Source organism: Streptomyces sp. 135 (assembly GCF_020026305.1).
Taxonomy (GTDB): Bacteria; Actinomycetota; Actinomycetes; order Streptomycetales; family Streptomycetaceae; genus Streptomyces.
Genome location: NZ_CP075691.1, coordinates 7605159 through 7629987 on the forward strand (window position 1 = coordinate 7605159; position 24829 = coordinate 7629987).

General features: G+C 71.4%; 23 protein-coding genes and 1 pseudogene. 19 read left to right on the top strand and 5 right to left on the bottom strand.

The genetic code is table 11. The features are described 5' to 3' along the window. Positions 1-4: 4 nt before the first annotated feature. Complete coding sequence (locus KKZ08_RS34085) at positions 5-637, top strand: DJ-1/PfpI family protein (RefSeq protein WP_223778101.1); 633 nt, start codon at positions 5-7, stop codon at positions 635-637. 250 nt (positions 638-887) lie between these two features. Next, entirely contained in the window at positions 888-2201 is a 1314-nt protein-coding gene (locus KKZ08_RS34090) for an MFS transporter (RefSeq protein ID WP_223778102.1), read from the top strand. On the opposite strand, the gene KKZ08_RS34095 is transcribed toward KKZ08_RS34090, so the two are convergent. Then, positions 2189-2941 (bottom strand): enoyl-CoA hydratase/isomerase family protein, encoded by a 753-nt coding sequence (locus KKZ08_RS34095; protein ID WP_223778103.1) that lies wholly within the window; start codon positions 2939-2941, stop codon positions 2189-2191. The genes KKZ08_RS34090 and KKZ08_RS34095 overlap by 13 nt on opposite strands. Positions 2942-3010: 69 nt before the next feature. On the opposite strand from KKZ08_RS34095, the gene KKZ08_RS34100 reads away from it, so the two are divergent. Both KKZ08_RS34100 and KKZ08_RS34105 read left to right on the top strand, forming a co-directional pair. Continuing rightward, entirely contained in the window at positions 3011-3658 is a 648-nt protein-coding gene (locus KKZ08_RS34100; protein WP_223778104.1) for a DUF308 domain-containing protein, read from the top strand. A gap of 129 nt (positions 3659-3787) precedes the next feature. Beyond that, positions 3788-4306 carry an ATP-binding protein gene (locus KKZ08_RS34105; protein ID WP_223779300.1) on the top strand — a complete coding sequence of 173 codons (519 nt, stop codon included), beginning with the start codon at positions 3788-3790 and terminating at the stop codon, positions 4304-4306. On the opposite strand, the gene idi is transcribed toward KKZ08_RS34105, so the two are convergent. The 4 genes from idi to galE all read right to left on the bottom strand — a co-directional run bounded on the left by idi (position 4272) and on the right by galE (position 8565). Next, a complete protein-coding gene (gene idi, locus KKZ08_RS34110; RefSeq protein WP_223778105.1) occupies positions 4272-4865 on the bottom strand; it encodes an isopentenyl-diphosphate Delta-isomerase in 594 nt (197 codons plus the stop codon). The genes KKZ08_RS34105 and idi overlap by 35 nt on opposite strands. Positions 4866-5011: 146 nt before the next feature. Beyond that, positions 5012-6283: a bifunctional class I SAM-dependent methyltransferase/N-acetyltransferase gene (locus tag KKZ08_RS34115; protein ID WP_223778106.1), complete on the bottom strand. Its 1272-nt coding sequence runs from the start codon at positions 6281-6283 to the stop codon at positions 5012-5014. A 173-nt stretch (positions 6284-6456) separates the two neighbouring features. Beyond that, positions 6457-7395, bottom strand: coding sequence for a cation diffusion facilitator family transporter (locus KKZ08_RS34120; protein WP_223778107.1), 939 nt, complete (start codon positions 7393-7395; stop codon positions 6457-6459). A 186-nt stretch (positions 7396-7581) separates the two neighbouring features. Further along, positions 7582-8565: a UDP-glucose 4-epimerase GalE gene (galE, locus tag KKZ08_RS34125; protein ID WP_223778108.1), complete on the bottom strand. Its 984-nt coding sequence runs from the start codon at positions 8563-8565 to the stop codon at positions 7582-7584. A 267-nt stretch (positions 8566-8832) separates the two neighbouring features. Between galE and KKZ08_RS34130 the strand changes: the two genes are divergently transcribed. The 15 genes and pseudogenes from KKZ08_RS34130 to KKZ08_RS34200 all read left to right on the top strand — a co-directional run. Beyond that, positions 8833-10617 carry a DUF5941 domain-containing protein gene (locus KKZ08_RS34130; RefSeq protein ID WP_223779301.1) on the top strand — a complete coding sequence of 595 codons (1785 nt, stop codon included), beginning with the start codon at positions 8833-8835 and terminating at the stop codon, positions 10615-10617. Continuing rightward, a complete protein-coding gene (locus tag KKZ08_RS34135) occupies positions 10614-11351 on the top strand; it encodes a phosphocholine cytidylyltransferase family protein (RefSeq protein ID WP_223778109.1) in 738 nt (245 codons plus the stop codon). The genes KKZ08_RS34130 and KKZ08_RS34135 overlap by 4 nt, the downstream gene beginning before the upstream one ends. Continuing rightward, the gene (locus tag KKZ08_RS34140; protein WP_223778110.1) at positions 11339-12403 is read left to right on the top strand and encodes an iron-containing alcohol dehydrogenase family protein; all 1065 of its coding nucleotides are present in this window, start codon (positions 11339-11341) and stop codon (positions 12401-12403) included. Before KKZ08_RS34135 ends, KKZ08_RS34140 begins: the two co-directional genes overlap by 13 nt. After that, complete coding sequence (locus tag KKZ08_RS34145; RefSeq protein WP_223778111.1) at positions 12381-13160, top strand: CDP-alcohol phosphatidyltransferase family protein; 780 nt, start codon at positions 12381-12383, stop codon at positions 13158-13160. The genes KKZ08_RS34140 and KKZ08_RS34145 overlap by 23 nt, the downstream gene beginning before the upstream one ends. A gap of 44 nt (positions 13161-13204) precedes the next feature. Beyond that, complete coding sequence (locus tag KKZ08_RS34150) at positions 13205-14050, top strand: glycosyltransferase (protein WP_223779302.1); 846 nt, start codon at positions 13205-13207, stop codon at positions 14048-14050. Between the two features lie 95 nt (positions 14051-14145). After that, positions 14146-15084, top strand: coding sequence for an ABC transporter permease (locus tag KKZ08_RS34155; RefSeq protein ID WP_223778112.1), 939 nt, complete (start codon positions 14146-14148; stop codon positions 15082-15084). Positions 15085-15145: 61 nt separating this feature from the next. Next, positions 15146-15898 carry an ABC transporter ATP-binding protein gene (locus KKZ08_RS34160; RefSeq protein WP_223779303.1) on the top strand — a complete coding sequence of 251 codons (753 nt, stop codon included), beginning with the start codon at positions 15146-15148 and terminating at the stop codon, positions 15896-15898. Positions 15899-16244: 346 nt separating this feature from the next. After that, positions 16245-17144: a squalene synthase HpnC gene (hpnC, locus tag KKZ08_RS34165; protein WP_223778113.1), complete on the top strand. Its 900-nt coding sequence runs from the start codon at positions 16245-16247 to the stop codon at positions 17142-17144. Beyond that, the gene (hpnD, locus tag KKZ08_RS34170) at positions 17141-18091 is read left to right on the top strand and encodes a presqualene diphosphate synthase HpnD (RefSeq protein WP_223778114.1); all 951 of its coding nucleotides are present in this window, start codon (positions 17141-17143) and stop codon (positions 18089-18091) included. The genes hpnC and hpnD overlap by 4 nt, the downstream gene beginning before the upstream one ends. Before the next feature lie 124 nt (positions 18092-18215). Then, on the top strand, positions 18216-19625 hold the full coding sequence (hpnE, locus tag KKZ08_RS34175; RefSeq protein ID WP_223779304.1) for a hydroxysqualene dehydroxylase HpnE: 1410 nt from the start codon (positions 18216-18218) through the stop codon (positions 19623-19625). Between the two features lie 86 nt (positions 19626-19711). After that, positions 19712-20770: a polyprenyl synthetase family protein gene (locus tag KKZ08_RS34180; protein ID WP_223779305.1), complete on the top strand. Its 1059-nt coding sequence runs from the start codon at positions 19712-19714 to the stop codon at positions 20768-20770. 101 nt (positions 20771-20871) lie between these two features. Then, positions 20872-22884 (top strand): squalene--hopene cyclase, encoded by a 2013-nt coding sequence (gene shc, locus KKZ08_RS34185; protein ID WP_223778115.1) that lies wholly within the window; start codon positions 20872-20874, stop codon positions 22882-22884. Further along, a complete protein-coding gene (locus KKZ08_RS34190) occupies positions 22884-23537 on the top strand; it encodes a 1-hydroxy-2-methyl-2-butenyl 4-diphosphate reductase (protein WP_223778116.1) in 654 nt (217 codons plus the stop codon). Before shc ends, KKZ08_RS34190 begins: the two co-directional genes overlap by 1 nt. Positions 23538-23542: 5 nt before the next feature. Continuing rightward, positions 23543-24565, top strand: a complete 1023-nt coding sequence (gene hpnH / locus KKZ08_RS34195; RefSeq protein ID WP_223778117.1) for an adenosyl-hopene transferase HpnH — start codon at positions 23543-23545, stop codon at positions 24563-24565. 53 nt (positions 24566-24618) lie between these two features. Further along, positions 24619-24807, top strand: a pseudogene (locus KKZ08_RS34200) (flavodoxin-dependent (E)-4-hydroxy-3-methylbut-2-enyl-diphosphate synthase); the annotation flags it as partial. Between the last annotated feature and the right edge of the window lie 22 nt (positions 24808-24829).

Below are 24829 nucleotides of genomic sequence, written 5' to 3' on the forward strand. Positions count from 1 at the left end.
CACCATGCAGATAGCCATTGCCCTCTACGAACGCTTCACCGCCCTGGACGCCATCGGTCCGTACCAGACGCTGAAGGACCTCCCCGGCGCCGAGACCGTCTTCGTGGCCGAACAGACGGGCCCGGTGCGCGACGAGAGCGGCACCCTCGCGCTCGTCGCCGACAAGTCCTTCGCGGACGTCCCGCGCCCCGACATCGTGGTCGTCCCCGGCGGCCCCGGACAGAGCGACCAGATGGAGAACGAGCAGCTCCTCGGCTGGCTCCGCACCGTCGACGCCACCACGACCTGGACGACCTCGGTGTGCACCGGCTCCCTGGCACTCGCCGCCGCGGGCCTCCTCACGGGCCGCCGCGCCACCTCGCACTGGCTCGCGCTGCCGATGCTGGACCGGCTGGGCGTGCGGTCCACGGGGGAGCGGGTCGTCTTCGACGGGAAGTACGTCACCGGGGCCGGTGTCTCGGCGGGCATCGACATGGGGCTCACGCTGGCCGGCAGGATCGCGGGCGAGGAGCACGCGCAGAGCGTGCAGCTCCTGACCGAGTACGACCCGCAGCCGCCCTACGACGCCGGCTCCCCGGAGAAGGCCCCCGCGCACCTCGTGGCGCGCTTCCGCGACCGCAGCCGCTTCGAGCAGTAGCCGCGAAGAACCGCCTTTCGCGCCGGGCCCTTCGGGAAATAGGGTGCGGGGACACCGAGTGACCCATGAGGACGTGAGGACATGAGGAGCCGAGACATGCCCGGTCGCCCGAGCGCGCGTTGACGTCGTAGGCCCTGACCGGCCTGTCATCGCGTGCTGCCCCTGATACGCGGCACAGCGAGCCCTTCCCCGCCCGCACCGCCCACGCGCCGGGCGGCGGGCCTCGTCGCCTGTGTTCCCAGGGGTCCGTGTGCCGTCCGCTTCCTCCGATGTACCCGCCACGTCCGATGGACGCGACCTGTGGCGGGACAATGACTTCCGCCGGCTCTGGCTGGGCCAGAGCGCCTCCCAGCTGGGTGAACACGCCGGTCTGGTGATCCTGCCGCTCTACGCCGTCCTGACCCTCGACGTCGGCGCCGATCGGCTGGGCGCACTCCGCGCCGTGGGCCAGGCGCCGATCCTGCTGCTCTCGCTCCTCGCCGGCGCGTGGGTGGACAGGTGGCGTACCCGCACCGTGATGGTGTGGGCGGACGCCGGCCGGGCCCTGGCCTTCGGCGCCGCCGCCGTGTCGGCCCTCCTCGGAGGGCTCGGCCTGCCCGCGCTCCTCGCGGTCACCTTCGCCGTCGGCGCGCTGTCCGTCTTCTTCGACGTGGCCTATCAGTCGTCGCTCGTACGGCTGGTGAGACGCGATCAGTTGGTACGGGGCAACAGCGCCCTGGAGGGGAGCCGGTCCGCCGCGCAGATCGGCGGCCCCGCCCTCGGCGGAGCGCTGGTGTCCCTCCTGTCGGTGCCGGTCGCCGCCGTCTCCGGCGCGCTGTTCTTCGCCCTGTCGTTCCTGTCGATCAGACGGGTCCGCCGTGGCGAAGAGATCCCGGAGCGGTCGGCACGTCCTGTCCGGACGGGACGGCGGATCCTTGAGGGCCTCCGCTTCGTCGCCACGAGCCCGCTGCGGACCGTGTGTCTCGCCTCGGCCGCCTTCCAGCTCTTCCTCGCGGCCATGATGACCGCCTACCTGCTCTTCCTCCCGAGGGAACTGCACCTGACGGGGACCGCCGTCGGACTCGTGCTCGCGGCGACGGGGCCGGGCGCGCTCCTCGGCTCGGTGCTGGCCGCACGCCTGCCGGGCCGGTTCGGGCACGGCCCGGTGCTCGTCACTGCGGCCGCGCTCGGCGACGGTGTGCTGCTGTGCGTGCCGGCGCTGCACGGCTCATCGGCGACGACCCTGGCCGTGCTCCTCGCGGTCAACTTCGTGTTCGGAACCTTCGGCCAGTTGGTGAACGTCACGGTGATGGCGGTGCGCCAGGCCCTCACACCCGCCGGGATGCAGGGCCGCGCGGCCGCGACGGTCACCTTCGTCGGCATGGGCATGACCCCGCTCGGCTCCCTGCTCGGCGGGTTCCTCGCGCAGGAGTGGGGGCCGCGCACCGCCCTCCTGGTGACGGCCGCGGGGATGATGCTCTCCCCGGTGCTGATGTCGGCGTCCCCGCTCGCCCGCCTGGGCCCGGTGCTCGACGGCCCGTCGGACGGCGCCGAGCGCCCGCGAAAGCCCGCTCAGTCGGCCTGAACGCGCCAGGTGAAGCGGGGCTGCCTGCGCTCCAGGAAGGCGGCGACCCCCTCGGCGGTCTCGCCGCTGCCACGCGCCTGGTCCCGCCAGTACGCCTCCCGGCCGGTGTGCCCCGCGGCGAACTCCTTGGCCGCCGCCTGCGTCAGCCGGGAGCGCGACGCGAGGGTCCGGGCGAACTCCGCGACCCGCTTGTCGAGGCCGCCCGAGGGCAGCACCTCGTCCACGAGGCCGGCGCGCAGCGCCCGCTCGGCGCCGATCAACTCACCCGAGAAGAGCAGGTACTTGGCGGTGGCCGGCCCCACCAGAGAGACGAGGCGCCGGGTGGACGACGCCGAGTAGACGATCCCGAGCTTGGCCGGAGTGATCCCGAACGAGGCGTCCTCGTCCGCGAAGCGCAGGTCGCACGCCGCGGCCAGCTGGCAGCCGCCACCCACGCAGTAGCCCCGCACCGCGGCGAGCGTCGGCTTGGGGAAGGCCGCGAGCGCCTCCTCGGCCCGGACCGCCAGGTCCTGCGCCGTCTGCGCCGACCCCCGCAGGGAGGAGATGTCCGCGCCCGCGCAGAAGGTGCCGCCCTCGCCGGTGAGCACGACGGTGCGTACGGCCGGATCGGCGGCCAGCTCCGCCAGCAGCGGCGGCACCCGGCGCCACATGTCCTCGGTCATGGCGTTGCGCTTGGCCGGATGGTCGATGACGACGGTGGCGACGCCGTCCGTGACGGTGTGCCTCAGCTGGGGCTCCATGCGCCGGATGCTATCCGCACCCCTCGAACGTACGATCAAGAAGGGGCGCCGAGCGATACGGAGACGCTGATGGCCAGACGCAAGGACCCCAAGTACGTGCGGCCGCGGAACACGACGGCGCAGGCCCAAAGCAAGCGTCTGAGCCGTGGCTTCGGCTGGCTCGCGGTGCTGGGCGTGGTCCTGGCGGTCGCCGGGATCATCGGCCTCGTCTACACCGGTCTCGCCACGCTGACCTCGATGCTGCTCTTCGGCTGGCTCCTGCTGGTCGGCGGCCTGGTCGGCCTGCTGCACGCCGTCCAGTCGCGCGGCAGCAGCTTCTTCTGGCTGGGCGTGGTGGTCGCGGCGCTGAACCTCGCGGCGGGCGTCGTGATCATCCGCCGGCCCGAGGTGGCGGCGGAGGCGCTGACCATGTTCGCGGCGCTGCTCTTCCTCACGGGCGGGGTGTTCCGCCTGGTCGGCAGCCTGGTGGTGCGCGGCCCGCAGTTCGGCTGGACGCTGGTGCAGGGCGCCTTCGGCCTGCTGCTCGGCATCCTCGTCCTCGCCGAATGGCCCAGCAGCAGCCAGTACGTCATCGGCTGCTTCTTCTCCCTGGCGCTGCTCTTCGACGGCCTGGGACTGATCGCCACCGGCATCGGGGGCCGCGGGATCGTCAGCCTCGTACAACCTGAAGAAACCGTGAAGGGCGAACAAGGGGGGCAGGATCAGTCGTACGACTGACGCTGTCATACGCCCCCGATCAAATCGCGTCGATAATCGCTGACTTCTGGTCAGTAGCGCGGTCCGAACCAGTGCCTTCCCAACACTCGATGTGTGGTGACAATCGAGCGCGAGGGCGGCGACCGGACGATGGAGAACGACGGGAGGGGGCCGGGCCCACTTCCCAGCGGTGACGCACGGGTGCCGTACGAAGGGGTGTGGCGCTTCACCGCCCCCTCCGTCGACGCCTCCGTCCCCCAGGCACGGCACGCGGTGCGCGACCTGCTGGCCCGGCAGGGCGTACCGGCATCGGACGAGCTGATCCAAGGGCTGCTGCTCATCGTCTCCGAGCTGGTCACCAACGTGGTGCGCCACGCTGCCCTGCTCTCGCCGATGCTCGCGGTGGAGGTCGCGGTCGGCGCCGAATGGGTGCGTGTCTCGGTCGAGGACAACCACCCCTACCGCCCGACGGCCCTGGAGGCGGACCACGGGCAGACGGGCGGCCGTGGACTCCTCCTCGTCCGCGAGATCACGCGGGAGGCGGGCGGCGCCTGCGAGGTCGAGCACACCGCGAGCGGGGGCAAGGTCATCTGGGCGGCCCTGCCCCTGAAGCCCTGCCCCCGAAGCCCGGCGGCTACCAGCCCGCGGAGGGGCCCGTCAGCTCCCTGATGGCGGGCCGCGCCGCGTCGAGCACAGTCATGAACCAGGCGGAGAACGGCCCCTTCTCGTGCCGGGCCGCCAGCTCCTCGGCCGTCACGAACGCGGTCTCACCGACCTCGGAGGGGTCCGGGCGCAGCGGCGACTGGACCATCCCCACGAAGAGGTGGTTGAACTCCTGCTCCACCAGACCCGAGTCCGGGTCGGGGTGGTTGTAGCGCACGGTGCCCGCCTCGGCGAGCAACGAGGGCGACACCCCCAGCTCCTCGTACGTGCGCCGGGCGGCCGCGGCGAAGGGCGCCTCGCCCGGGTAGGGGTGGCCGCAGCAGGTGTTCGACCAGACGCCGGGGGAGTGGTACTTGCCGAGGGCGCGCTGCTGGAGCAGCAGCCGCCCCCGCTCGTCGAAGAGGAAAACGGAGAACGCCCGGTGCAACTGCCCGGGCGCCTGATGAGCGGAGAGTTTCTCCGCCGTGCCGATCGTCCTGCCGTCCTCGTCGACGAGTTCGAGCAAGATCGCTTCTCCGGTGCCGTTCGACGAGCTGTTCGCCGCGGTGGCAGGTGTGATCGGCATACCCATCCTTCGCTTCGGTCTTCGAGCCTCAAGTCTGCCGTACGTTCCGGACACTCCAGGCACTCCGGGGGCCGCATGTCCCGGCGCGTACCAACGCGCCGGGACATGCCGGCCGGACACCACCCGTGAGGGCGCCCGGAGGGGCCTCAGACCCCGAAAGCGGCCGGATACTTGATCGTGCCCTGTGGCAGCGGCGCGGAATCACCGGACTCGTTCAGGACAAGGGCCATCATGGCCTCGTCGGGAACCTCGAACCCTGGCCTGATCCCGTATCCCGAAGCGGGCTCGAAACCGAACCTCGGGTAGTACGCCGGATGCCCCAGTACGAGGACCAGCCGCTCCCCACGCGCGCGTGCCGCGTCCAGCACCGCACGGACGACGGCCGATCCTGCCCCCGTCCGCTGATGCTCCGGGCGTACGGCGACGGGCGCGAGGGCCAGCGCGGGCGCCCCGCCCACCCGGCAGCGGGTGAGCAGCGCGTACGCGGCGACCGAGCCGTCCGGCGCCTCGGCGACGTACGACAGACCGGGGAGCCAGGCCTCCGGGTCCGCGCGCAGCGCCTCCACGAGGTCGGCCTCCGCCCCGGTCTCGAACGCCGCGCCGTTCACGGCGTGCACGGCGGCCGCGTCGGCGGCGCTCTCCGGCCGGGTCGGCCAGGAGCCGGACGCGACGGGACGCAGGACGTAGCCGGTGTAACCGAACTCCGTCCCGTGCTCACGCCGCATCGCGATCTCCTCGCGCGTGGCGGCGAGGGCCTCGGCCATACCGGGCGAGCCGGGGTCCGCCGCGTCCGCGCGGGCGGCCAGGGGACCGTAGTACTCGTCCCAGTCCGACTCGGGCTGCTGGTGCGTCCCGAGCACGGAGTACCCGGCGGCGGTGGCGGCGCGGGCGTTCTCCTCGCCGGTACGCAGCGTGTAGTGCCGCTCCCAGAAGGCGCGCGCGGCGGCGGACGGCTCGGCGGCCGTCCACTCGCACTCGGTGACGACGAGCGTCCCGCCGGGTGCGAGCAGCCTGCGCCAGGCACGCAGCGCGTTGTCGAAGCCGATGCTGTAGGCCGAGCTCTCGGCCCACACGAGGTCGAACGACCCGTCGGGGTAGGGGAGTTCGGCCATGTCGGCCTTGACGGCGGTGATCGAGCCGGCGAGCCCGCACGCCCGCGCGGACGCCCGGAGCTCGTCGAGGAACGGCTCGTGCAGATCGACGGCCGTCACCTCGGCACCCGCCTCGGCGGCGAGCAGGAGCGCGGCCCGGCCGGGCCCGCAGCCCAGATCCAGCACGCGCGGGCGCTCGGGCAGCGTCCCCGCGAGGGAGAGCAGCCGCCGGGTGGTGTCGTCGGAGCCCGGGCCCTGCCGCGGCAGGCCGTGGTGCAGGGCGAAGAAGGCGTCGGTGATCTCAGTGAGGGAAGCGTTGTCGGTCAACGTGGGGAACCCTTGGGTAAGGGGCCCGCGGACGTGCGAGAAACGTCAGGCGCGAGCCCGGGAAGCGGGGATGCACGTGTCGCCGCGCAGGGCGGCGTCGGCCACGGCAGACATCGACCCACCTCCTCGGATCCCAAAAGTTCGGACGAATATAGCACCGCCGGTCGCGCCGTTCAGTGGCAGAGCTTCGCCTCGTGCTCCGCGTGACCGCTCGGTTCCAGCTGGAAGGTGCAGTGCTCCACGTCGAAGTGGTCGCCCAGGCAGCCCTGGAGTTCGTGGAGCATCTTCTCGTGGCCGATGGAGTCGAGGGTGTCGGAGCCCACGACGACGTGCGCGGAGAGCACGGGCATGCCCGAGGTGATCGTCCAGGCGTGCAGGTCGTGGACGTCCTCGACGCCCGGCAGGTCGAGTATGTGGGCCCGCACCTCCGCCATGTCGACGCCCTTGGGGGCCGACTCCAGGAGGACGTTCAGGGTCTCCTTCAGGAGCTTGACGGTGCGCGGGACGATCATGACGCCGATGACGAGCGAGGCGATGGGGTCCGCCGCCTGCCAGCCGGTGAGCATGATGACGGTCGCCGAGACGATGACCGTGACCGAGCCGAGGGTGTCCGCCACGACTTCCAGGAAGGCGCCGCGCACATTGAGGCTCTCCTTCTGGCCGCGCATCAGCAGGGAGAGCGAGATCATGTTCGCGACCAGACCGAAGGCGCCGAAGAAGACGGCGAGGCCGCCCTGGGTCTCGGCGGGCGTGACGAACCGCTCGATGGCCTCGTACAGGACGTAGCCGCCCACGCCGAGCAGCAGCAGGCAGTTGGCGAGCGCGGCGAGTATCTCGGCGCGGGCGTAGCCGAAGGTGCGGCTCTCGGTGGGCGGTCTGTTCGCGAAGTGGATGGCGAGCAGGGCCATGCCGAGCCCCAGCGCGTCCGTCGCCATGTGCGTGGCGTCCGCGATGAGCGCGAGCGAATCCGCCATGAGGCCGCCCACGATCTGGGCGAACATCACGATGACCGTGATGGCGAGCGCTATCCGGAGCCGCCCCTTGTGGGCCTGGGCCGCCGTCCCCGTCGCCGCTGCCCCGTGTGTGTGTCCGTGATCGTGCCCAGCCCCCATGGAGCCCGCCTCCCGTGTCGGTCGTCGGTCTGCTGTTCGGTCGTCGCGCGACCACAGTGAACTACGGGTGGGGGGTATCTGGCAACGCGGCACTGAACACCGTTGTCATCTCCCTGACCTGCGAAAATGGCAATGATTGCCGTCTGGGGAAGGGGTGAAGGTCAGGGCGCCCCGATGATCGGATGATCAGTCGCGAGGGGCCGGAGCGTGGTGCAGGCGCCAGCCCGCCCACGCCGACTCGACCATCTCGCGCACCCCGCGCCGAGCCGTCCAGCCCAGCTCCTCGGCGGCCCGCCGCGCGTCGGCCACGGCGCGCGGCGCGTCACCGGCGCGCACCGGCTCCACCAGCGCCGGCCGACGGTCACCGCTCACCTCGCCGATGAGGTCGATCAGTTCGCGTACGGAAACGCCTTCGCCGCGGCCGATGTTCACCGTCAGGTCGCCCGTGGCGCCGCCCGTGAGCCGCCGGGCCGCCGCCAGGTGCGCCTCCGCGAGGTCGGACACATGGATGTAGTCGCGTACGCACGTCCCGTCCGGCGTCGGATGGGTGTCGCCGAAGATGCGCGGCGGTTCGTCACGGGTGAGACGGTCGAAGACCATCGGGATCACGTTGTAGACCCCCGTGTCCGCGAGCTCGGGGGCCGCGGCGCCCGCCACATTGAAGTAGCGCAGGCACACCGTCCCCATGCCGTGCGCCCGCCCTGCCGCCCGCACCAGCCACTCCCCGACGAGCTTCGTCTCGCCGTAGGGACTGACGGGCGCGCAGGGCGTGTCCTCCCCGATGAGATCCACGTCCGGCGGGTTGCCGTACACCGCGGCCGACGAGGAGAACACGAACCGCCGCACGCCCGCCTCGGCCACCACCTCCAGCAGCGTCGCCAGGCCGCCCACGTTCTCCCGGTAGTAGCGCAGCGGCTGGGCCATGGACTCCGCGACCTGCTTCCGGGCCGCGAGATGCACCACACCCGTGACGCCGTGTTCGGCGAGGACGCGGCGCAACAACTCGGCGTCGAGCGCCGAACCCCTGATGAGGGGGACGTCCGCGGGCAGCCGCCGGGGCACTCCCGAGGAGATGTCGTCCAGGACGACGACGTCCTCCCCGGCGCCGGCCATGACGCGCGCCACATGTGCCCCGATATATCCGGCCCCGCCGGTGATCAGCCAAGTCATGGGCGCCCACCCTAAGCCAACGCTATGGGGGCAAGCCGGGCGCGATCCGGGCACGGTTTGGAGGGGCGGCCCCCCATCCACCATGATGATCGCGAAGGCCGAGGCCCTCGCAGGCCGCCCTTATCGGGGCGTGAACGGGTGGTGAACGCCCGCTTCTCATCATCCGATAGCCTCTGCCGACGTGCCGCCCGGCCGCTGTGGCCAGGGGCGCCCCCCTTACGCACGTGCCCGGCGCGAGCCGCGCCGGGAATCAAGGAGTGAGTTCGTCTGTCGACCGCCATCCTCACCGGTCAGCCGGTCCCCGGGTCGCCGCTCGAAGGCGATCTGCGGTCCCTCGGCTTCGACGTGCGGGTCGCCTCCGACGCGGCGGACGTCGAGACGCTGCTCGCCGCCGTGCCGGGTGACCAGCGGGTCGCCGTCGTCGACGCGCGCTTCGTCGGTCACGTCCACGCCCTGCGCCTCGGCCTGACCGACCCCCGCTTCGCCGCCTCCGCGGTGCCCGGCGCCGTCACCGCCAAGCCGGAGGCGCGCACGGCCCTCACCCACGCGCTGCGGACGAGCGCCGAGGCCACCGCCCCGCTCCCGGACTCCCTCGCCGCGGCCATGGAGTCCGGCGCGACGGACGTGCACCGCCCCGAGCTCGGCACCCTCGTGGCCACCGTCCCCACCGACCCGCAGACCCGCAACGAAGCGCGCCAGGCCGTCGCCGCCGTCGACGACGAGGCCGTCCGCCTGCGCACCGCGGTCAAGTCGCGGGACGGCTTCTTCACGACGTACTGCATCTCCCCGTACTCCCGCTACATCGCCCGCTGGTGCGCCCGCCGGGGTCTGACCCCGAACCAGGTCACCACCGCCTCGCTGCTCACCGCCCTGATCGCGGCGGGCTGCGCGGCGACCGGGACGCGCGGCGGCTTCGTCGCGGCCGGTCTGCTGCTGATCTTCTCCTTCGTCCTTGACTGCACGGACGGGCAGCTCGCCCGCTACTCCCTGCAGTACTCCACGCTCGGCGCCTGGCTCGACGCGACGTTCGACCGCGCGAAGGAGTACGCCTACTACGCGGGCCTCGCGCTCGGCGCCGCTCGCGGCGGAGACGACGTATGGGCGCTGGCGCTCGGCGCGATGGTGCTCCAGACCTGCCGGCACGTCGTCGACTTCTCCTTCAACGAGGCGAATCACGACGCCACCGCCAACACCAGCCCCACCGCCGCCATCTCCGACAAGCTCGACAGCGTCGGGTGGACGGTCTGGGTGCGCCGGATGATCGTGCTGCCCATCGGTGAGCGCTGGGCGATGATCGCCGTGCTCACCGCGGTCACCACCCCGCGCATCACCCTCGTCGTCCTGCTCATCGGCTGCGCGTTCGCCGCCTGCTACACCACGGCCGGCCGTGTCCTGCGCTCGCTGACCCGCAAGGCCACCCGCACCGACCGGGCCGCCGGAGCCCTCGCGGACCTCGCCGACAACGGCCCGCTGGCCTCGGCCTTCGCCGCGCTCAAGCCCGGGGCCTGGCTGCGCGCCGCCCCCGTGCTCGCCTTCGTCGGCGGTGCCGTGCTCGTCGGCGCGGCGCTGAGCAACCCCTACGGCAGCCCCCTTGTCGTGGCCGCCGCCGCGCTGTACGTCGCCCTGTCCGGCCTCGCCCTGGTCATGCCCCTCAAGGCGCCCCTGGACTGGCTGGTCCCGCCGTTCTTCCGCGCCGCCGAATACGGCACGGTCCTGGTCCTGGCGGCCAAAGCCGATGTGAACGGGGCGCTTCCGGCGGCTTTCGGACTGGTGGCCGCGGTCGCCTACCATCACTACGACACGGTGTACCGCATCAAGGGCGGTACCGGCGCGCCGCCGGCCTGGCTGGTGCGCGCGATCGGCGGCCAGGAGGGCAGGACCCTCGTGGTCGCGCTGGCAGCGGCCCTGCTGTCCGCCACAGATTTCACCGTCGCGCTCACGGCACTCGCCGTGGCCGTGGCACTGGTGGTGCTCGTCGAGAGCATCCACTTCTGGGTGACCGCTCACAAGCGTGGCGCACCCGCCGTACACGATGAAGGAGAACCCGCATGATCGGCCTCGTGCTGGCGGCCGGCGCCGGACGGCGTCTTCGCCCTTACACGGACACCCTGCCCAAGGCCCTGGTGCCCGTCGACGGCGACACGACCATCCTCGACCTGACGCTCGGCAACTTCGCGGAGATCGGTCTGACCGAGGTCGCGATCATCGTCGGCTACAAGAAGGAGGCCGTCTACGAGCGCAAGGCGGCCCTGGAGGCGAAGTACGGCCTCAAGCTGACGCTGATCGACAACGACAAGGCCGAGGAGTGGAACAACGCCTACTCCCTGTGGTGTGGCCGTGACGCCATCAAGCACGACGTGATCCTCGCCAACGGCGACACCGTGCACCCGGTCTCCGTCGAGAAGACGCTGCTCGCCGCCCGCGGCAACGGCCAGAAGATCATCCTCGCCCTCGACACGGTGAAGCAGCTCGCCGACGAGGAGATGAAGGTCATCGTCGACGACGCCAAGGGCGTCCAGCGCATCACCAAGCTGATGGACCCCTCCGAGGCCACCGGTGAGTACATCGGCGTCACCCTCATCGAGGGCTCCGCCGCCGACGAGCTGGCCGATGCCCTGAAGACCACCTTCGAGCGGGACCCCGACCTCTACTACGAGGACGGCTACCAGGAGCTCGTCAACCGCGGCTTCAAGGTCGACGTGGTCCCGATCGGCGACGTCAAGTGGGTCGAGATCGACAACCACGACGACCTCGCCAAGGGCCGGGAGATCGCGTGCCAGTACTGACGAGGCTCATCCCCTCGCCGGTCGTCGTCGACATCCGGCCGGGGGCGATCGACGACCTGGCCGGTGTCCTCGCCGACCAGCGGATCTGCTCGTCGACCGGCAAGCTCGCCATCGCCATCAGCGGTGGCTCCGGCGCGGTCCTGCGCGACCGCCTCAAGCCGTCGCTGCCCGGCGCCGAGTGGTTCGAGGTCGGCGGCGGCACCCTCGATGACGCCATCAAGCTCGCCGACGCCATGAAGAAGGGCCGCTACGACGCGGTCGTCGGCCTCGGCGGCGGCAAGATCATCGACTGTGCCAAGTACGCCGCGGCGCGCGTGGGCCTGCCCCTGGTCGCCGTCGCGACGAACCTGTCGCACGACGGCCTCTGCTCGCCCGTCGCGACCCTCGACAACGACGCGGGCCGCGGCTCGTACGGCGTGCCGAACCCCATCGCGGTCGTCATCGACCTCGATGTGATCCGTGAGGCGCCCGTCCGCTTCGTCCGCTCCGGCATCGGCGACGCCCTCTCCAACATCTCGGCGATCCGGGACTGGGAGCTGGCCGCCCGCGAGCGCGGCGAGGACATAGACGGCCTGGCGGCCGCCATGGCCCGCCAGGCAGGCGAGGCCGTCCTGCGCCACCCCGGCGGGGTCGGCGACGACGGCTTCCTCCAGGTCCTCGCCGAAGGCCTGGTCCTCACCGGCATCGCGATGTCCGTGTCGGGCGACTCCCGCCCGGCGTCCGGCGCCTGCCACGAGATCAACCACGCCTTCGACCTCCTCTACCCCAAGCGCGCCGCCAGCCACGGCGAGCAGTGCGGCCTCGGCGCGGCCTTCGCGATGCACCTGCGCGGTGCCCGCGAGGAGTCCGCGTACATGGCCTCGGTGCTGCGCCGCCACGGCCTGCCCGTGCTGCCGGAGGAGATCGGCTTCACCGTGGAAGAGTTCGTGAAGGTCGTGGAGTTCGCTCCGCAGACCCGCCCGGGCCGCTACACGATCCTGGAACACCTCGACCTGTCCACCGACCAGATCAGGGACGCATACGCCGACTATGCAAAAGCCATCGGTAGCTGAGCTCCGCCCGGTCGTTCACCCCCCGGGGGTGAAGGACCGGCGCAGCGGCGAACACTGGGCCGGCCGGCTCTACATGCGCGAGGTCTCCCTGCGCATCGACCGGCACCTGGTGAACACGCGGGTCACGCCCAACCAGCTGACCTACGTGATGACCGTCGCCGGCGCCCTCGCCGCCCCTGCCCTGCTGGTGCCGGGGATCACGGGCGCCGTGCTCGGCGTGCTCGCGGTCCAGCTCTACCTGCTGCTCGACTGCGTGGACGGTGAGATCGCCCGCTGGAAGAAGCAGTACTCGATGGCGGGCGTCTACCTCGACCGGGTCGCCGCCTACCTGTGCGACGCCGCGGTCCTGGTCGGCTTCGGCCTGCGCGCCGCCGACCTGTGGGGCAGCGGCCGCATCGACTGGCTGTGGGCCTTCCTCGGCACCCTGGCCGCCCTCGGCGCGATCCTGATCAAGGCCGAGACCGACCTCGTCGGTGTCGCCCGCCACCAGACGGGCAAGGAGCCGGTCAAGGAGTCGGCGTCCGAGCCGCGCTCCTCCGGGATGGCGCTGGCCCGCAAGGCGGCCGCCGCGCTGAAGTTCCACCGGTTGATCCTCGGCGTCGAGGCGTCCCTGCTGATCCTGGTCCTCGCGATCGTGGACCAGGCCCGCGGCGACCTGTTCTTCTCGCGCGTCGGGGTCGCGGTCCTCGCGGGCATCGCGATGCTCCAGACCCTGCTCCACCTCGTGTCCATCCTCGTATCGAGCAGGTTGAAGTGAACACCCCGGCACAAGAGCTGACCGTCGGCGCCGTCATCATCACGATGGGCAACCGGCCGCAGGAGCTGCGCGCCCTCCTCGACTCGGTCGCCAAGCAGGACGGCGAGCGGGTCGAGGTGGTCGTGGTCGGCAACGGCGCCCCGGTGCCGGACGTCCCCGAAGGCGTCCGCACCGTCGAGCTCCCCGAGAACCTCGGCATCCCCGGCGGCCGCAACGTCGGCATCGAGGCCTTCGGCCCCGGCGGCACCGACGTCGACATCCTGCTCTTCCTGGACGACGACGGCCTGCTGGCCCACACGGACACGGCCCAGCTGTGCCGCGAGGCCTTCGCGGCCGACCCGGAGCTCGGCATCATCAGCTTCCGCATCGCGGACCCGGACACGGGCGTCACCCAGCGGCGCCACGTGCCGCGGCTGCGGGCCTCCGACCCGATGCGCTCCTCGCGCGTGACGACCTTCCTCGGCGGCGCCAACGCGGTGCGCACGAAGGTCATCGCCGAGGTCGGCCCGCTGCCCGGCGAGTTCTTCTACGCCCACGAGGAGACCGACCTCGCCTGGCGCGCGCTGAACGCCGGCTGGATGATCGACTACCGGTCCGACATGGTGCTCCTGCACCCGACGACCGCCCCCTCCCGGCACGCGGTCTACCACCGCATGGTGGCCCGCAACCGCGTCTGGCTGGCCCGCCGCAACCTCCCCGCCCTGCTGGTCCCGGTCTACCTGGGCGTCTGGCTGCTGCTCACCCTCGCCCGACGCCCCTCGGGCCCGGCCCTGAAGGCCTGGTTCGGCGGCTTCAAGGAGGGCTGGACGACGCCGTGCGGCCCGCGTACTCCCATGAAGTGGCGTACGGTGTGGCGGCTGACGCGACTGGGCCGACCTCCTGTCATCTGACAAGCTCGGATCTGAGAGCATCTGGGCCATACCCCGGTCCCTGGCCCATGCCTACGCCCGACCGGCTGCGCATCTGAAGACGAAAGTTTCCACTCGTGAGTGAGACAACGCATGACGGCGGAGTCGCGGTGACAGCATCCCCGTCGACACCGCCGCCCGATGACGGGCTCTCCCGCGCCGAACTCGCCGCCAAGTACGGTCTGACCGTCAGCGGCGCACGGCCCGGACTTTTCGAGTACGTCCGCCAGCTCTGGGGACGGCGCCACTTCATCCTCGCCTTCTCCCAGGCGAAGCTGACCGCGCAGTACAGCCAGGCGAAGCTCGGCCAGCTGTGGCAGGTCGCGACGCCGCTCCTGAACGCGCTCGTCTACTTCCTGATCTTCGGCCTGATCCTGGAGGCCGACCGGGGCTTCGAGCGCGACGTCTACATCCCGTTCCTCGTGACGGGCGTCTTCGTCTTCACCTTCACGCAGAGCTCGGTGATGGCGGGCGTCCGGTCGATCTCGGGCAACCTCGGCCTGGTGCGCGCGCTGCACTTCCCGCGCGCCTCGCTGCCGGTCTCGTTCTCCCTCCAGCAGCTCCAGCAGCTGCTGTTCTCGATGATCGTGCTGTTCGTCATCACGATCGGCTTCGGCCACTATCCCCGGCTGTCGTGGCTGCTGATCATCCCGGTCCTGGCGCTGCAGTTCCTCTTCAACACCGGCCTCGCGATGATCATGGCCAGGCTGGGCAGCAAGACCCCCGACCTCGCGCAGCTGATGCCGTTCGTGATGCGTACGTGGATGTACGCGTCCGGCGTGATGTTCTCCATCCCCGTCATGCTGGAGGGCAAGCCCGCCTGGATCGCGGACGTGCTCCAGTGGAACCCGGCGGCCATCTACATGGACCTGATGCGCTTCGCGCTCATCGACGGCTACGGCAACGACTACCTGCCCAACCACGTCTGGGCGGTCGCACTCGGCTGGGCCGTGCTGCTCGCCGTCGGCGGCTTCGTGTACTTCTGGAAGGCTGAGGAGCGGTACGGCCGTGGCTGACGACAAGAGCGCCGACAAGAGTGCCGCGGACAGCGCCGGCAAGAACTTCGACAAGGGGCACATCCCCACCGTCATCGCCGACGAGCTGCACATCGTCTACCGCGTCAACGGCGCGAAGACGGGCAAGGGCAGCGCCACCTCCGCGCTGAGCCGCATCCTCCGGCGCGGCGAGGAGCGCGGTGTGCGCAAGGTGCACGCCGTGCGCGGCGTCAGCTTCACCGCCTACCGCGGCGAGGCCATCGGCCTGATCGGTTCGAACGGCTCGGGCAAGTCCACCCTGCTGCGCGCCATCGCGGGCCTGCTCCCCGCCGAGCAGGGCAAGGTCTACACCGACGGCCAGCCCTCCCTGCTCGGTGTGAACGCGGCCCTGATGAACGACCTGACAGGTGAGCGCAACGTCATCCTCGGCGGACTCGCGATGGGCATGTCCCGCGAGCAGATCAAGGAGCGCTACCAGGAGATCGTCGACTTCTCCGGGATCAACGAGAAGGGCGACTTCATCACCCTGCCGATGCGGACCTACTCCTCCGGTATGGCGGCCCGCCTGCGGTTCTCCATCGCGGCGGCCAAGGACCACGACGTCCTGATGATCGACGAGGCCCTGGCCACCGGCGACCGCAAGTTCCAGAAGCGCTCCGAGGCCCGCATCCGGGAGCTGCGCAAGGAGGCCGGCACGGTCTTCCTCGTCAGCCACAACAACAAGTCCATCCGTGACACCTGCGACCGCGTGCTCTGGCTGGAGCGCGGCGAGCTGCGCATGGACGGCCCGACCGACGAGGTCATCAAGGAGTACGAGAAGTTCACGGGCAAGTAGTCCGTTTGCGCCATCGCGGACGTACTCGTTCGGCGGCAGGGCCCCGCAGGGATCTTCCCGGCGGGGCCCTGCCGTGTCTCCGGTCCCGCCGCGCCCCACCCGGCTCCCAACTCGTCGGCGTACGGGGAAGGTTGACGCCAATCGGTGTGCTGTTGTGATGTGCCGAACACCCCGACGATGCGTGCGGGGTTGTACAACGTAAGCTGTACCGGTGCTGATTCGCGGCAAGTGGGGCGATATCGCGCGGCGCCCCGGCCGGGCCACGGCCCGTCTCGGCCAGGGCTGGGCGGCGTGTCCGAAATAGGATGTATTGGGTCGGCAGTGTAGAACGGGAGATGTGACGGCAATGGCTACGGAAGATCTCCGGCTCCGCGATGCGTCCGCCGTCCTCGACAAGGCCGCGCACGAGAACTTCCCCGTGGCCCCCTTCTTCCTGCCCCGTGCCTGGCGCGAGGAGCTCATGGCCGTCTACGGCGTCGTGCGGCTCATCGACGACATCGGCGACGGCGACCTCGCCCCCGCAGCCGGTCACGCCCGCTGCCTCGGTGTGGACCCGGCCGACGCCCGCGACCCGCTGCGGATGCTCGACGCCGTCGAGGCCGACCTGGGCACGGTCTTCGCGGGTGGCGTCGCGGGCCATCCGCTGGTGCGGGCGCTGGGACCGGCGGCCGAGCGCGGTGTCCTCACCCCCGGCCCCTTCCTCGACCTGATCGCGGCCAACCGCCAGGACCAGCACGTCTCCCGCTACGAGACGTACGACGACCTCGTGGCGTACTGCGCGCTCTCGGCGAACCCCATCGGCCGCCTGGTCCTCGCCATCACCGGCACCGAGACCCCCGAACGCCTCCGCCGCTCGGACGCCGTCTGCACCGGCCTCCAGATCGTCGAGCACATCCAGGACGTCGCCGAGGACCTGCGACGCGACCGCATCTACCTGCCCATCGAGGACATGTCGCTCTTCCACGTCAGCGAGGCCGACCTGGCCGCGCCCACAGCAGGCGCATCGGTGCGCGCACTGGTCGCATACGAAACGGAACGCGCCCGCGGCCTCCTGAATGAAGGCACCCCCCTGGTGGGTAGCGTCCACGGCAGGCTGAAGCTGCTGCTGGCCGGTTTCGTGGCAGGGGGGAGGGCGGCCGTCCAGGCGATCTCCGCCGCCGGACACGACGTACTTCCCGGTCCGCCCAAGCCCACCAGGCCCCGCCTGTTGCGCGAGGCGGGGGCGGTTCTGCGAGGAGAGGGGTGAGCCGGGAGGTGGAGCCGGACCAGCACGTGTCCGCGCCGGTACTCGCCGCGTACAGCTACTGCGAGACCGTCACCGGACAGCAGGCGCGGAACTTCGCGTACGGCATCAGGCTGCTGCCGGCGCCCAAGCGGCGCGCCATGTCCGCGCTGTACGCCCTCTCCCGCCGCGTCGACGACATCGGCGACGGAGCGCTCGCGCCGCAGGTCAAGGCGGAGCGGCTCGACGAAACGCGCCGACTCCTCGCCCGGATCCGCGAGGACGCCGTGGGCGAGGACGACACCGACCCGGTGGCGGTCGCCCTCGCGCACGCCGCCACGCACTTCCCCATCCCGATGGGCGGCCTCGACGAACTCATCGACGGCGTTCTGATGGACGTACGCGGCGAGACGTACGAGACCTGGGAGGACCTGCAGGCGTACTGCCGCTGCGTCGCCGGGGCGATCGGGCGGCTCTCCCTCGGCGTGTTCGGTACGGAACGGGGGGCGCTCCATGCCGAGCGCGCGCCGGAGTATGCCAACACGCTCGGCCTCGCGCTCCAACTCACCAACATTCTCAGGGACGTTCGCGAGGACGCCGAGGGCGGGCGGACCTATCTGCCCGCCGAGGACCTCGCGAAATTCGGCTGCTCCGCCGGGTTCTCCGGCTCCGAGCCGCCCGCCGGATCCGACTTCGCGGGCCTCGTCCACTTCGAGGTCCGCCGCGCCCGCGCCCTGTTCGCCGAGGGCTACCGGCTGCTTCCCATGCTGGACCGGCGCAGCGGTGCCTGCGTCGCCGCCATGGCCGGCATCTACCGCCGCCTCCTCGACCGCATCGAGCGGGAACCGGAGGCCGTCCTGCGCGGCCGCGTCTCACTGCCGGGCCACGAGAAGGCGTACGTCGCCGTGCGCGGCCTGTCCGGTCTCGACGCGCGGAACGTCTCACGGCAGACCGTCAGGAGGCGTGCGTGACGCGCGACCGGAGTGGTCGTGGGGGAGCAGGGACGACCCTCGCGAACCGATGGGCAACCCTCCGCTCCAAGGTCGCGTCCCTGACTGCAACGGCCGAAAAGGAGGGTGCGTGAAGAGCGACGACATGCGGCCCGAGGGGCTGACCGCGGACGCCGAAGGCCGCCCTGGTGGGGCGGCCGCCGTGGTGATCGGCGGCGGACTCGCCGGTGTCACCGCCGCGCTCTCGCTGGCCGACGCCGGGCTGCGCGTGACGCTGCTCGAAGGGCGGCCGCGCCTTGGCGGACTCGCGTTCTCCTTCCGGCGCGGCGAGCTGACCGTCGACAACGGCCAGCACGTCTACCTGCGCTGCTGCAACGCCTACCGGTGGTTCCTCGACCGCGTGGGAGGCGCGCACCTCGCCCCCTTGCAGGAACGTCTCGACGTGCCCGTGCTCGACGCCGACCGGGGCCGGCTCGGACGGCTGCGGCGCACCGCGCTGCCCGTGCCGCTGCACCTGGCGGCGAGCCTCGCCACCTATCCCCATCTGTCGGTCGCCGAACGCGCCCAGGTGGGGCGCGCGGCGCTCGCCCTCAAGGGGCTCGATCCGGCCGATCCCGTGCTCGACGGCCAGGACTTCGGCAGCTGGCTGGCCGCGCACGGCCAGTCGCCGCGCGCCATCGAGGCACTGTGGGACCTCGTGGGAGTCGCCACGCTCAACGCCGTCGCGGGCGACGCCTCGCTCGGACTCGCGGCGATGGTGTTCAAGACCGGGCTGCTCTCCGACCCGGGCGCCGCCGACATCGGCTGGTCCCGGGTGCCCCTCGGCGAACTGCACGACACGCTGGCCCGCAAGGCGCTCGACGCCGCGGGCGTGCGCACCGAACTGAGGGCGCGGGTCACCTCCATCTCCCGTACGGGGAACGGCGGTTGGCGCGTGGACGTGCCCGGCGAGGCCATCGACGCCGACACCGTCGTCCTCGCCGTGCCGCAGCACGAGGCGCACGACCTGCTCCCGGACGGCGCGCTCGACCAGCCCGACCGGCTCCTCGACATCGACAACGCGCCGATCCTCAACGTCCACGTCGTCTACGACAGAAAGGTGCTGAAGCGGCCGTTCTTCGCCGCCCTCGGCACGCCCGTCCAGTGGGTCTTCGACCGGACCGAGGCGTCCGGCCTCACCGAGGGGCAGTACCTCGCCCTCTCCCAGTCCGCCGCGCACGACGAGATCGACGCGCCCGTCGCCGCGCTGCGCGAACGCTACCTCCCCGAGCTCGAGCGGCTGCTGCCCGCCGCGCACGGCGCCGAGGTGCGGGACTTCTTCGTGACCCGCGAGCGCACGGCCACCTTCGCACCCACCCCCGGCGTCGGCCGGCTGCGGCCCGGCGCCCGCACCAAGGCGCGCGGCCTCTACCTCGCGGGCGCGTGGACCGCCACCGGCTGGCCCGCGACCATGGAAAGCGCCGTACGCAGCGGCATCAGCGCGGCCGAAGCCGCCCTCTCCGCCCTCGACCGCCCCCGTGATCACCTCTTCGCATTCGAGGAGGCGGCGGCGTGAAGCTCGACTTCCTGGGGTCAGGTCCCCAGCGAACCCGCACCGGAACAACCGGGACAACCGGAACAAGAGGAGAAACTGTGCCGACTGTGCCCTCGGCCGAAACGGCTGCCGACACGGTGGACGTGACCTCACTGCTCGAACGCGGAAGGACCCTGGCCACCCCGGTGCTGCGGGCCGCGGTGGACCGCCTCGCGCCTCCCATGGACACCGTCGCCGCCTACCACTTCGGATGGATCGACGCCGCCGGTAACCCGTCCGACGGCGACGGCGGCAAGGCCGTGCGCCCCGCGCTCGCCCTGCTCTCCGCCGAGGCCGCGGGCGCGGCCCCCGAGGTCGGCGTCCCCGGGGCCGTCGCCGTCGAGCTCGTGCACAACTTCTCGCTGCTGCACGACGACCTGATGGATGGTGACGAGCAGCGCCGCCACCGCGACACCGTGTGGAAGGTGCACGGCCCCGCACAGGCCATCCTCGTCGGCGACGCCCTCTTCGCGCTCGCCAACGAGGTGCTCCTGGAGATCGGCACCGTCGAGGCGGGCCGCGCCACGCGCCGCCTCACCACCGCCACGCGCGCCCTGATCGACGGCCAGGCGCAGGACATCTCCTACGAGCACCGCGAGCGGGTCACCGTCGAGGAGTGCCTGGAGATGGAGGGCAACAAGACCGGCGCCCTGCTCGCCTGCGCCGTCTCCATCGGCGCCGTACTCGGCGGCGCGGACGACCGCACCGCCGACACCCTGGAGAAGTACGGCTACCACCTCGGCCTCGCCTTCCAGGCCGTCGACGACCTGCTCGGCATCTGGGGCGACCCGGACGCCACCGGGAAGCAGACGTGGAGCGATCTGCGTCAGCGCAAGAAGTCCCTGCCCGTCGTCGCCGCGCTCGCCGCGGGCGGCCCCGCCTCCGAGCGCCTCGGCGACCTGCTCGCCGCCGACGCCAAGAGCAACGACTTCGACAGCTTCTCCGAGGAGGAGTTCGCCGCGCGCGCCGCCCTGATCGAGGAGGCCGGGGGACGCGCGTGGACCGCCGAGGAGGCCCGGCGCCAGCACGCCATCGCCATCGGGGCGCTGGACACCGTCCAGATGCCGGACCGGGTCCGGGCGCAGCTCGTCGCGCTCGCCGACTTCGTCGTCGTACGAAAGAGATGATCACTATCGCCCGTATATGACTCGCAGTCGCCGGCCGGCGCCCAGCGCGTCGGCCGACGGCGGACCCAGAGCAGAGGAACCGACTGCACGAAGGGGAAGCCATGACAGCGACGACCGACGGAAGCACCGGAGCGGTGACGCCCCGCGCAGCCTCGGCCAGCCAGCCCGCCCACACGACCGCCACGACCACCACGGCGACAGACACCCGTGACATCGCCGCGCGCGCCATACAACGTTCCACCGAATTCCTGCTCTCCCGGCAGGACGCCGAAGGATGGTGGAAAGGCGACCTCGAGACCAATGTGACGATGGACGCCGAGGACCTCCTCCTGCGGCAGTTCCTCGGCATCAGGGACGAGGAGACCACCCGCGCCGCCGCGCTCTTCATCCGCGGCGAACAGCGCGAGGACGGCACCTGGGCCACCTTCTTCGGCGGCCCCGGCGAACTCTCCACCACCATCGAGGCGTACGTCGCGCTGCGCCTGGCCGGGGACCGGCCCGACGAGGCGCACATGGCCAAGGCCGCCGCCTGGATCCGGGAGCAGGGCGGCATCGCCGCGAGCCGGGTCTTCACCCGCATCTGGCTCGCCCTGTTCGGCTGGTGGAAGTGGGACGACCTGCCCGAACTCCCGCCGGAGCTCATCTACTTCCCGAAGTGGGTCCCGCTCAACATCTACGACTTCGGCTGCTGGGCCCGGCAGACCATAGTGCCTCTCACCATCGTCTCCGCCAAGCGGCCCGTGCGCCCCGCGCCCTTCGCACTGGACGAGCTGCACCGGGACGCATGCGATCCGAACCCGGTCAAGCCGGCTGCCCCGGTGACGAGTTGGGACGGCGTCTTCCAGCGGCTCGACAAGGCGCTGCACGCCTACCACAAGGTCGCGCCCCGCCGGCTGCGCAAGGCCGCGATGGACAGCGCCGCCCGCTGGATCATCGAGCGGCAGGAGAACGACGGCTGCTGGGGCGGCATCCAGCCGCCCGCCGTCTACTCGATCATCGCGCTGCACCTGCTCGGCTACGACCTCGGGCATCCGATCCTGAAGGCCGGGCTCGCCTCCTTGGACCGGTTCGCCGTCTGGCGCGAGGACGGCGCCCGGATGATCGAGGCCTGCCAGTCGCCCGTCTGGGACACCTGCCTGGCCACCATCGCCCTCGCGGACGCCGGACTGCCCGCCGATCACCCGCAGTTGGTCAAGGCCGCCGACTGGATGCTGGGCGAGCAGGTCGTACGGCCCGGCGACTGGTCGGTGCGCAGGCCCGAACTGACCCCGGGCGGCTGGGCGTTCGAGTTCCACAACGACAACTACCCCGACATCGACGACACCGCCGAGGTCGCCCTCGCGCTGCGCCGGGTCGCGCACCCGGACCAGGAGCGCGTGGAGAAGGCGATCGAGCGCGGAGTGCGCTGGAACCTCGGCATGCAGTCCAAGAACGGCGCCTGGGGAGCCTTCGACGTCGACAACACCAGCCCGTTCCCCAACCGGCTGCCGTTCTGCGACTTCGGCGAGGTCATCGACCCGCCCTCCGCCGACGTCACCGGGCACGTCGTGGAGATGCTCGCCGTCGAGGGCAGATCCCACGACCCGCGCACCCGGCGCGGCATCGCGTGGCTGCTCGCCGAACAGGAGCCCAGCGGCGCCTGGTTCGGGCGCTGGGGCGTCAACTACCTGTACGGAACAGGGTCGGTGGTGCCCGCGCTGATCACGGCCGGGCTGCCCGCCGCGCACCCCGCGATCCGCCGCGCCGTGCGCTGGCTGGAGTCCGTACAGAACGACGACGGCGGCTGGGGCGAGGACCTGCGCTCCTACCGCGACCGGGGCTGGGTCGGCCACGGCACCTCGACGGCCTCGCAGACCGCGTGGGCGCTGCTCGCCCTCCTCTCGGCGGGGGAGCGCGAGGCCGCGTCGGTGCGGCGGGGCGTGGAATGGCTGGCCCGGACGCAGGCCGAGGACGGCTCCTGGGACGAGCCGTACTTCACCGGCACCGGCTTCCCCTGGGACTTCTCCATCAACTACCACCTCTACCGGCAGGTGTTCCCCCTCACCGCGCTCGGCAGATACGTCAACGGAGAACCGTTCGCGGACGGCTCCGGTCACTTCGCCAAGGGGGGCTGATGGGCAGAGCCCCGGCTCGCAGGCCGGGCCCCGCACCGCTGCTGATCGCCTGCGCGCTCGGCATCGAGCGCCTCGCCCTGCGCACCGGCGACCGCAGCGGCGCCCCGGGAGCCATGACGGTGCTGCGCACCGGAATGGGCCCCCTCAACGCCGAGCGCGCCGTCAGAGGGGCGCTCGGCACCGAGCCGCTGCGGGACGCGGCCGTCCTCGCGACCGGGTTCTGCGCCGGGCTCGCCCCCGGCATGCACCCCGGCGACCTCGTCGTCGCCGAGGAGACCAGGGACGGGCGCGGCAGCACCCCTTGCACCGGAACCGGACTGCTGGTCGAGGAGCTGGTGCGGGCCCTGCCCGGACGCACCGTGCACACCGGGCCGCTCACCGGCTCCGACCACGTCGTCCGCGGCCCCGAGCGCGGCGCGCTCCTGGCCACCGGCGCCATCGCCGTGGACATGGAGTCCGCAGCGACGCTGCACAGCGCGGCGCGCGCCGGGCGGCGGCCCGTTGCCGCCGTCCGGGTGGTCGTGGACGCCCCGCAGCACGAACTGGTCCGCATCGGCACGGTGCGCGGTGGAATATCAGCGTTCCGCGTTCTCCGTGCCGTGCTCCCCGCTTTCTTCGAATGGCACCGTTCTTCTTTGCTCCCCCGGAGGTGAGCCAGATGGCCATGCCGCTGCGCCAGACCGTCAAGGTCGCTACGTATCTCTTTGAACAGAAGCTCCGCAAGCGCGACAAGTTCCCGCTGATCGTCGAGTTGGAACCGCTCTTCGCGTGCAATCTCAAATGCGAGGGCTGCGGAAAGATCCAGCATCCGGCCGGTGTGCTCAAGCAGCGCATGCCGGTCGCACAGGCCGTGGGCGCCGTGCTGGAATCCGGTGCGCCGATGGTGTCCATCGCCGGTGGCGAACCACTGATGCACCCTCAGATCGACGAGATCGTGCGGCAGTTGGTGGCGAAGAAGAAGTACGTGTTCCTTTGCACCAACGCCATGCTGCTGCGCAAGAAGATGGACAAGTTCAGCCCTTCGCCGTATTTCGCGTTCGCCGTGCACATCGACGGCATGCGGGAGCGGCATGACGAGTCGGTCGCCAAGGAGGGGGTGTTCGACGAGGCGGTGGAGGCCATCAAGGAGGCCAAGAAGCGTGGCTTCCGTGTCACCACCAACTCGACGTTCTTCAACACGGACACCCCGCAGACCATCATCGAGGTGCTGAACTTCCTCAACGACGAGCTCCAGGTCGACGAGATGATGCTCTCGCCCGCCTACGCCTACGAGAAGGCGCCCGACCAGGAGCACTTCCTGGGGGTCGAGCAGACCCGGGAGCTCTTCAGGAAGGCCTTCGCGGGCGGCAACCGGCGCCGCTGGCGGCTGAACCACTCGCCGCTCTTCCTGGACTTCCTGGAGGGCAAGGCGGACTTCCCGTGCACCGCGTGGGCGATCCCGAACTACTCGCTCTTCGGCTGGCAGCGCCCCTGCTATCTGATGAGCGACGGTTACGTCCCGACGTACCGGGAGCTCATCGAGGACACCGACTGGAGCAAGTACGGCCGCGGCAAGGACCCGCGCTGCGCCAACTGCATGGCGCACTGCGGCTACGAACCGACCGCCGTCCTCGCGACGATGGGGTCGCTCAAGGAGTCCCTGCGCGCCGCCCGCGAGACGGTCTCGGGAAACCGCGGGTGACGTCATGACTCCAGGTGGGCCCGTCTCCTTGGACGTCCCCGAACTGCCGGTCAGAGGTCACCGCCGGTCTGGAGGGCATGGAGGTGGCGGTGACGGGCTGCGTCGTCAACGGGCCCGGTGGGGCGCGTGAGGCCGACCTCGGCGTGGCCGTGGAGGCCCTCATCGAAGAGGTGATGAAGATCGCTGCCCAGAGGGAGAACGACGGCATCCCGTCAGGGGTGCCCGACGTCACCGTGAGCTGAGACGAACCAGAGAGGGGGCCCG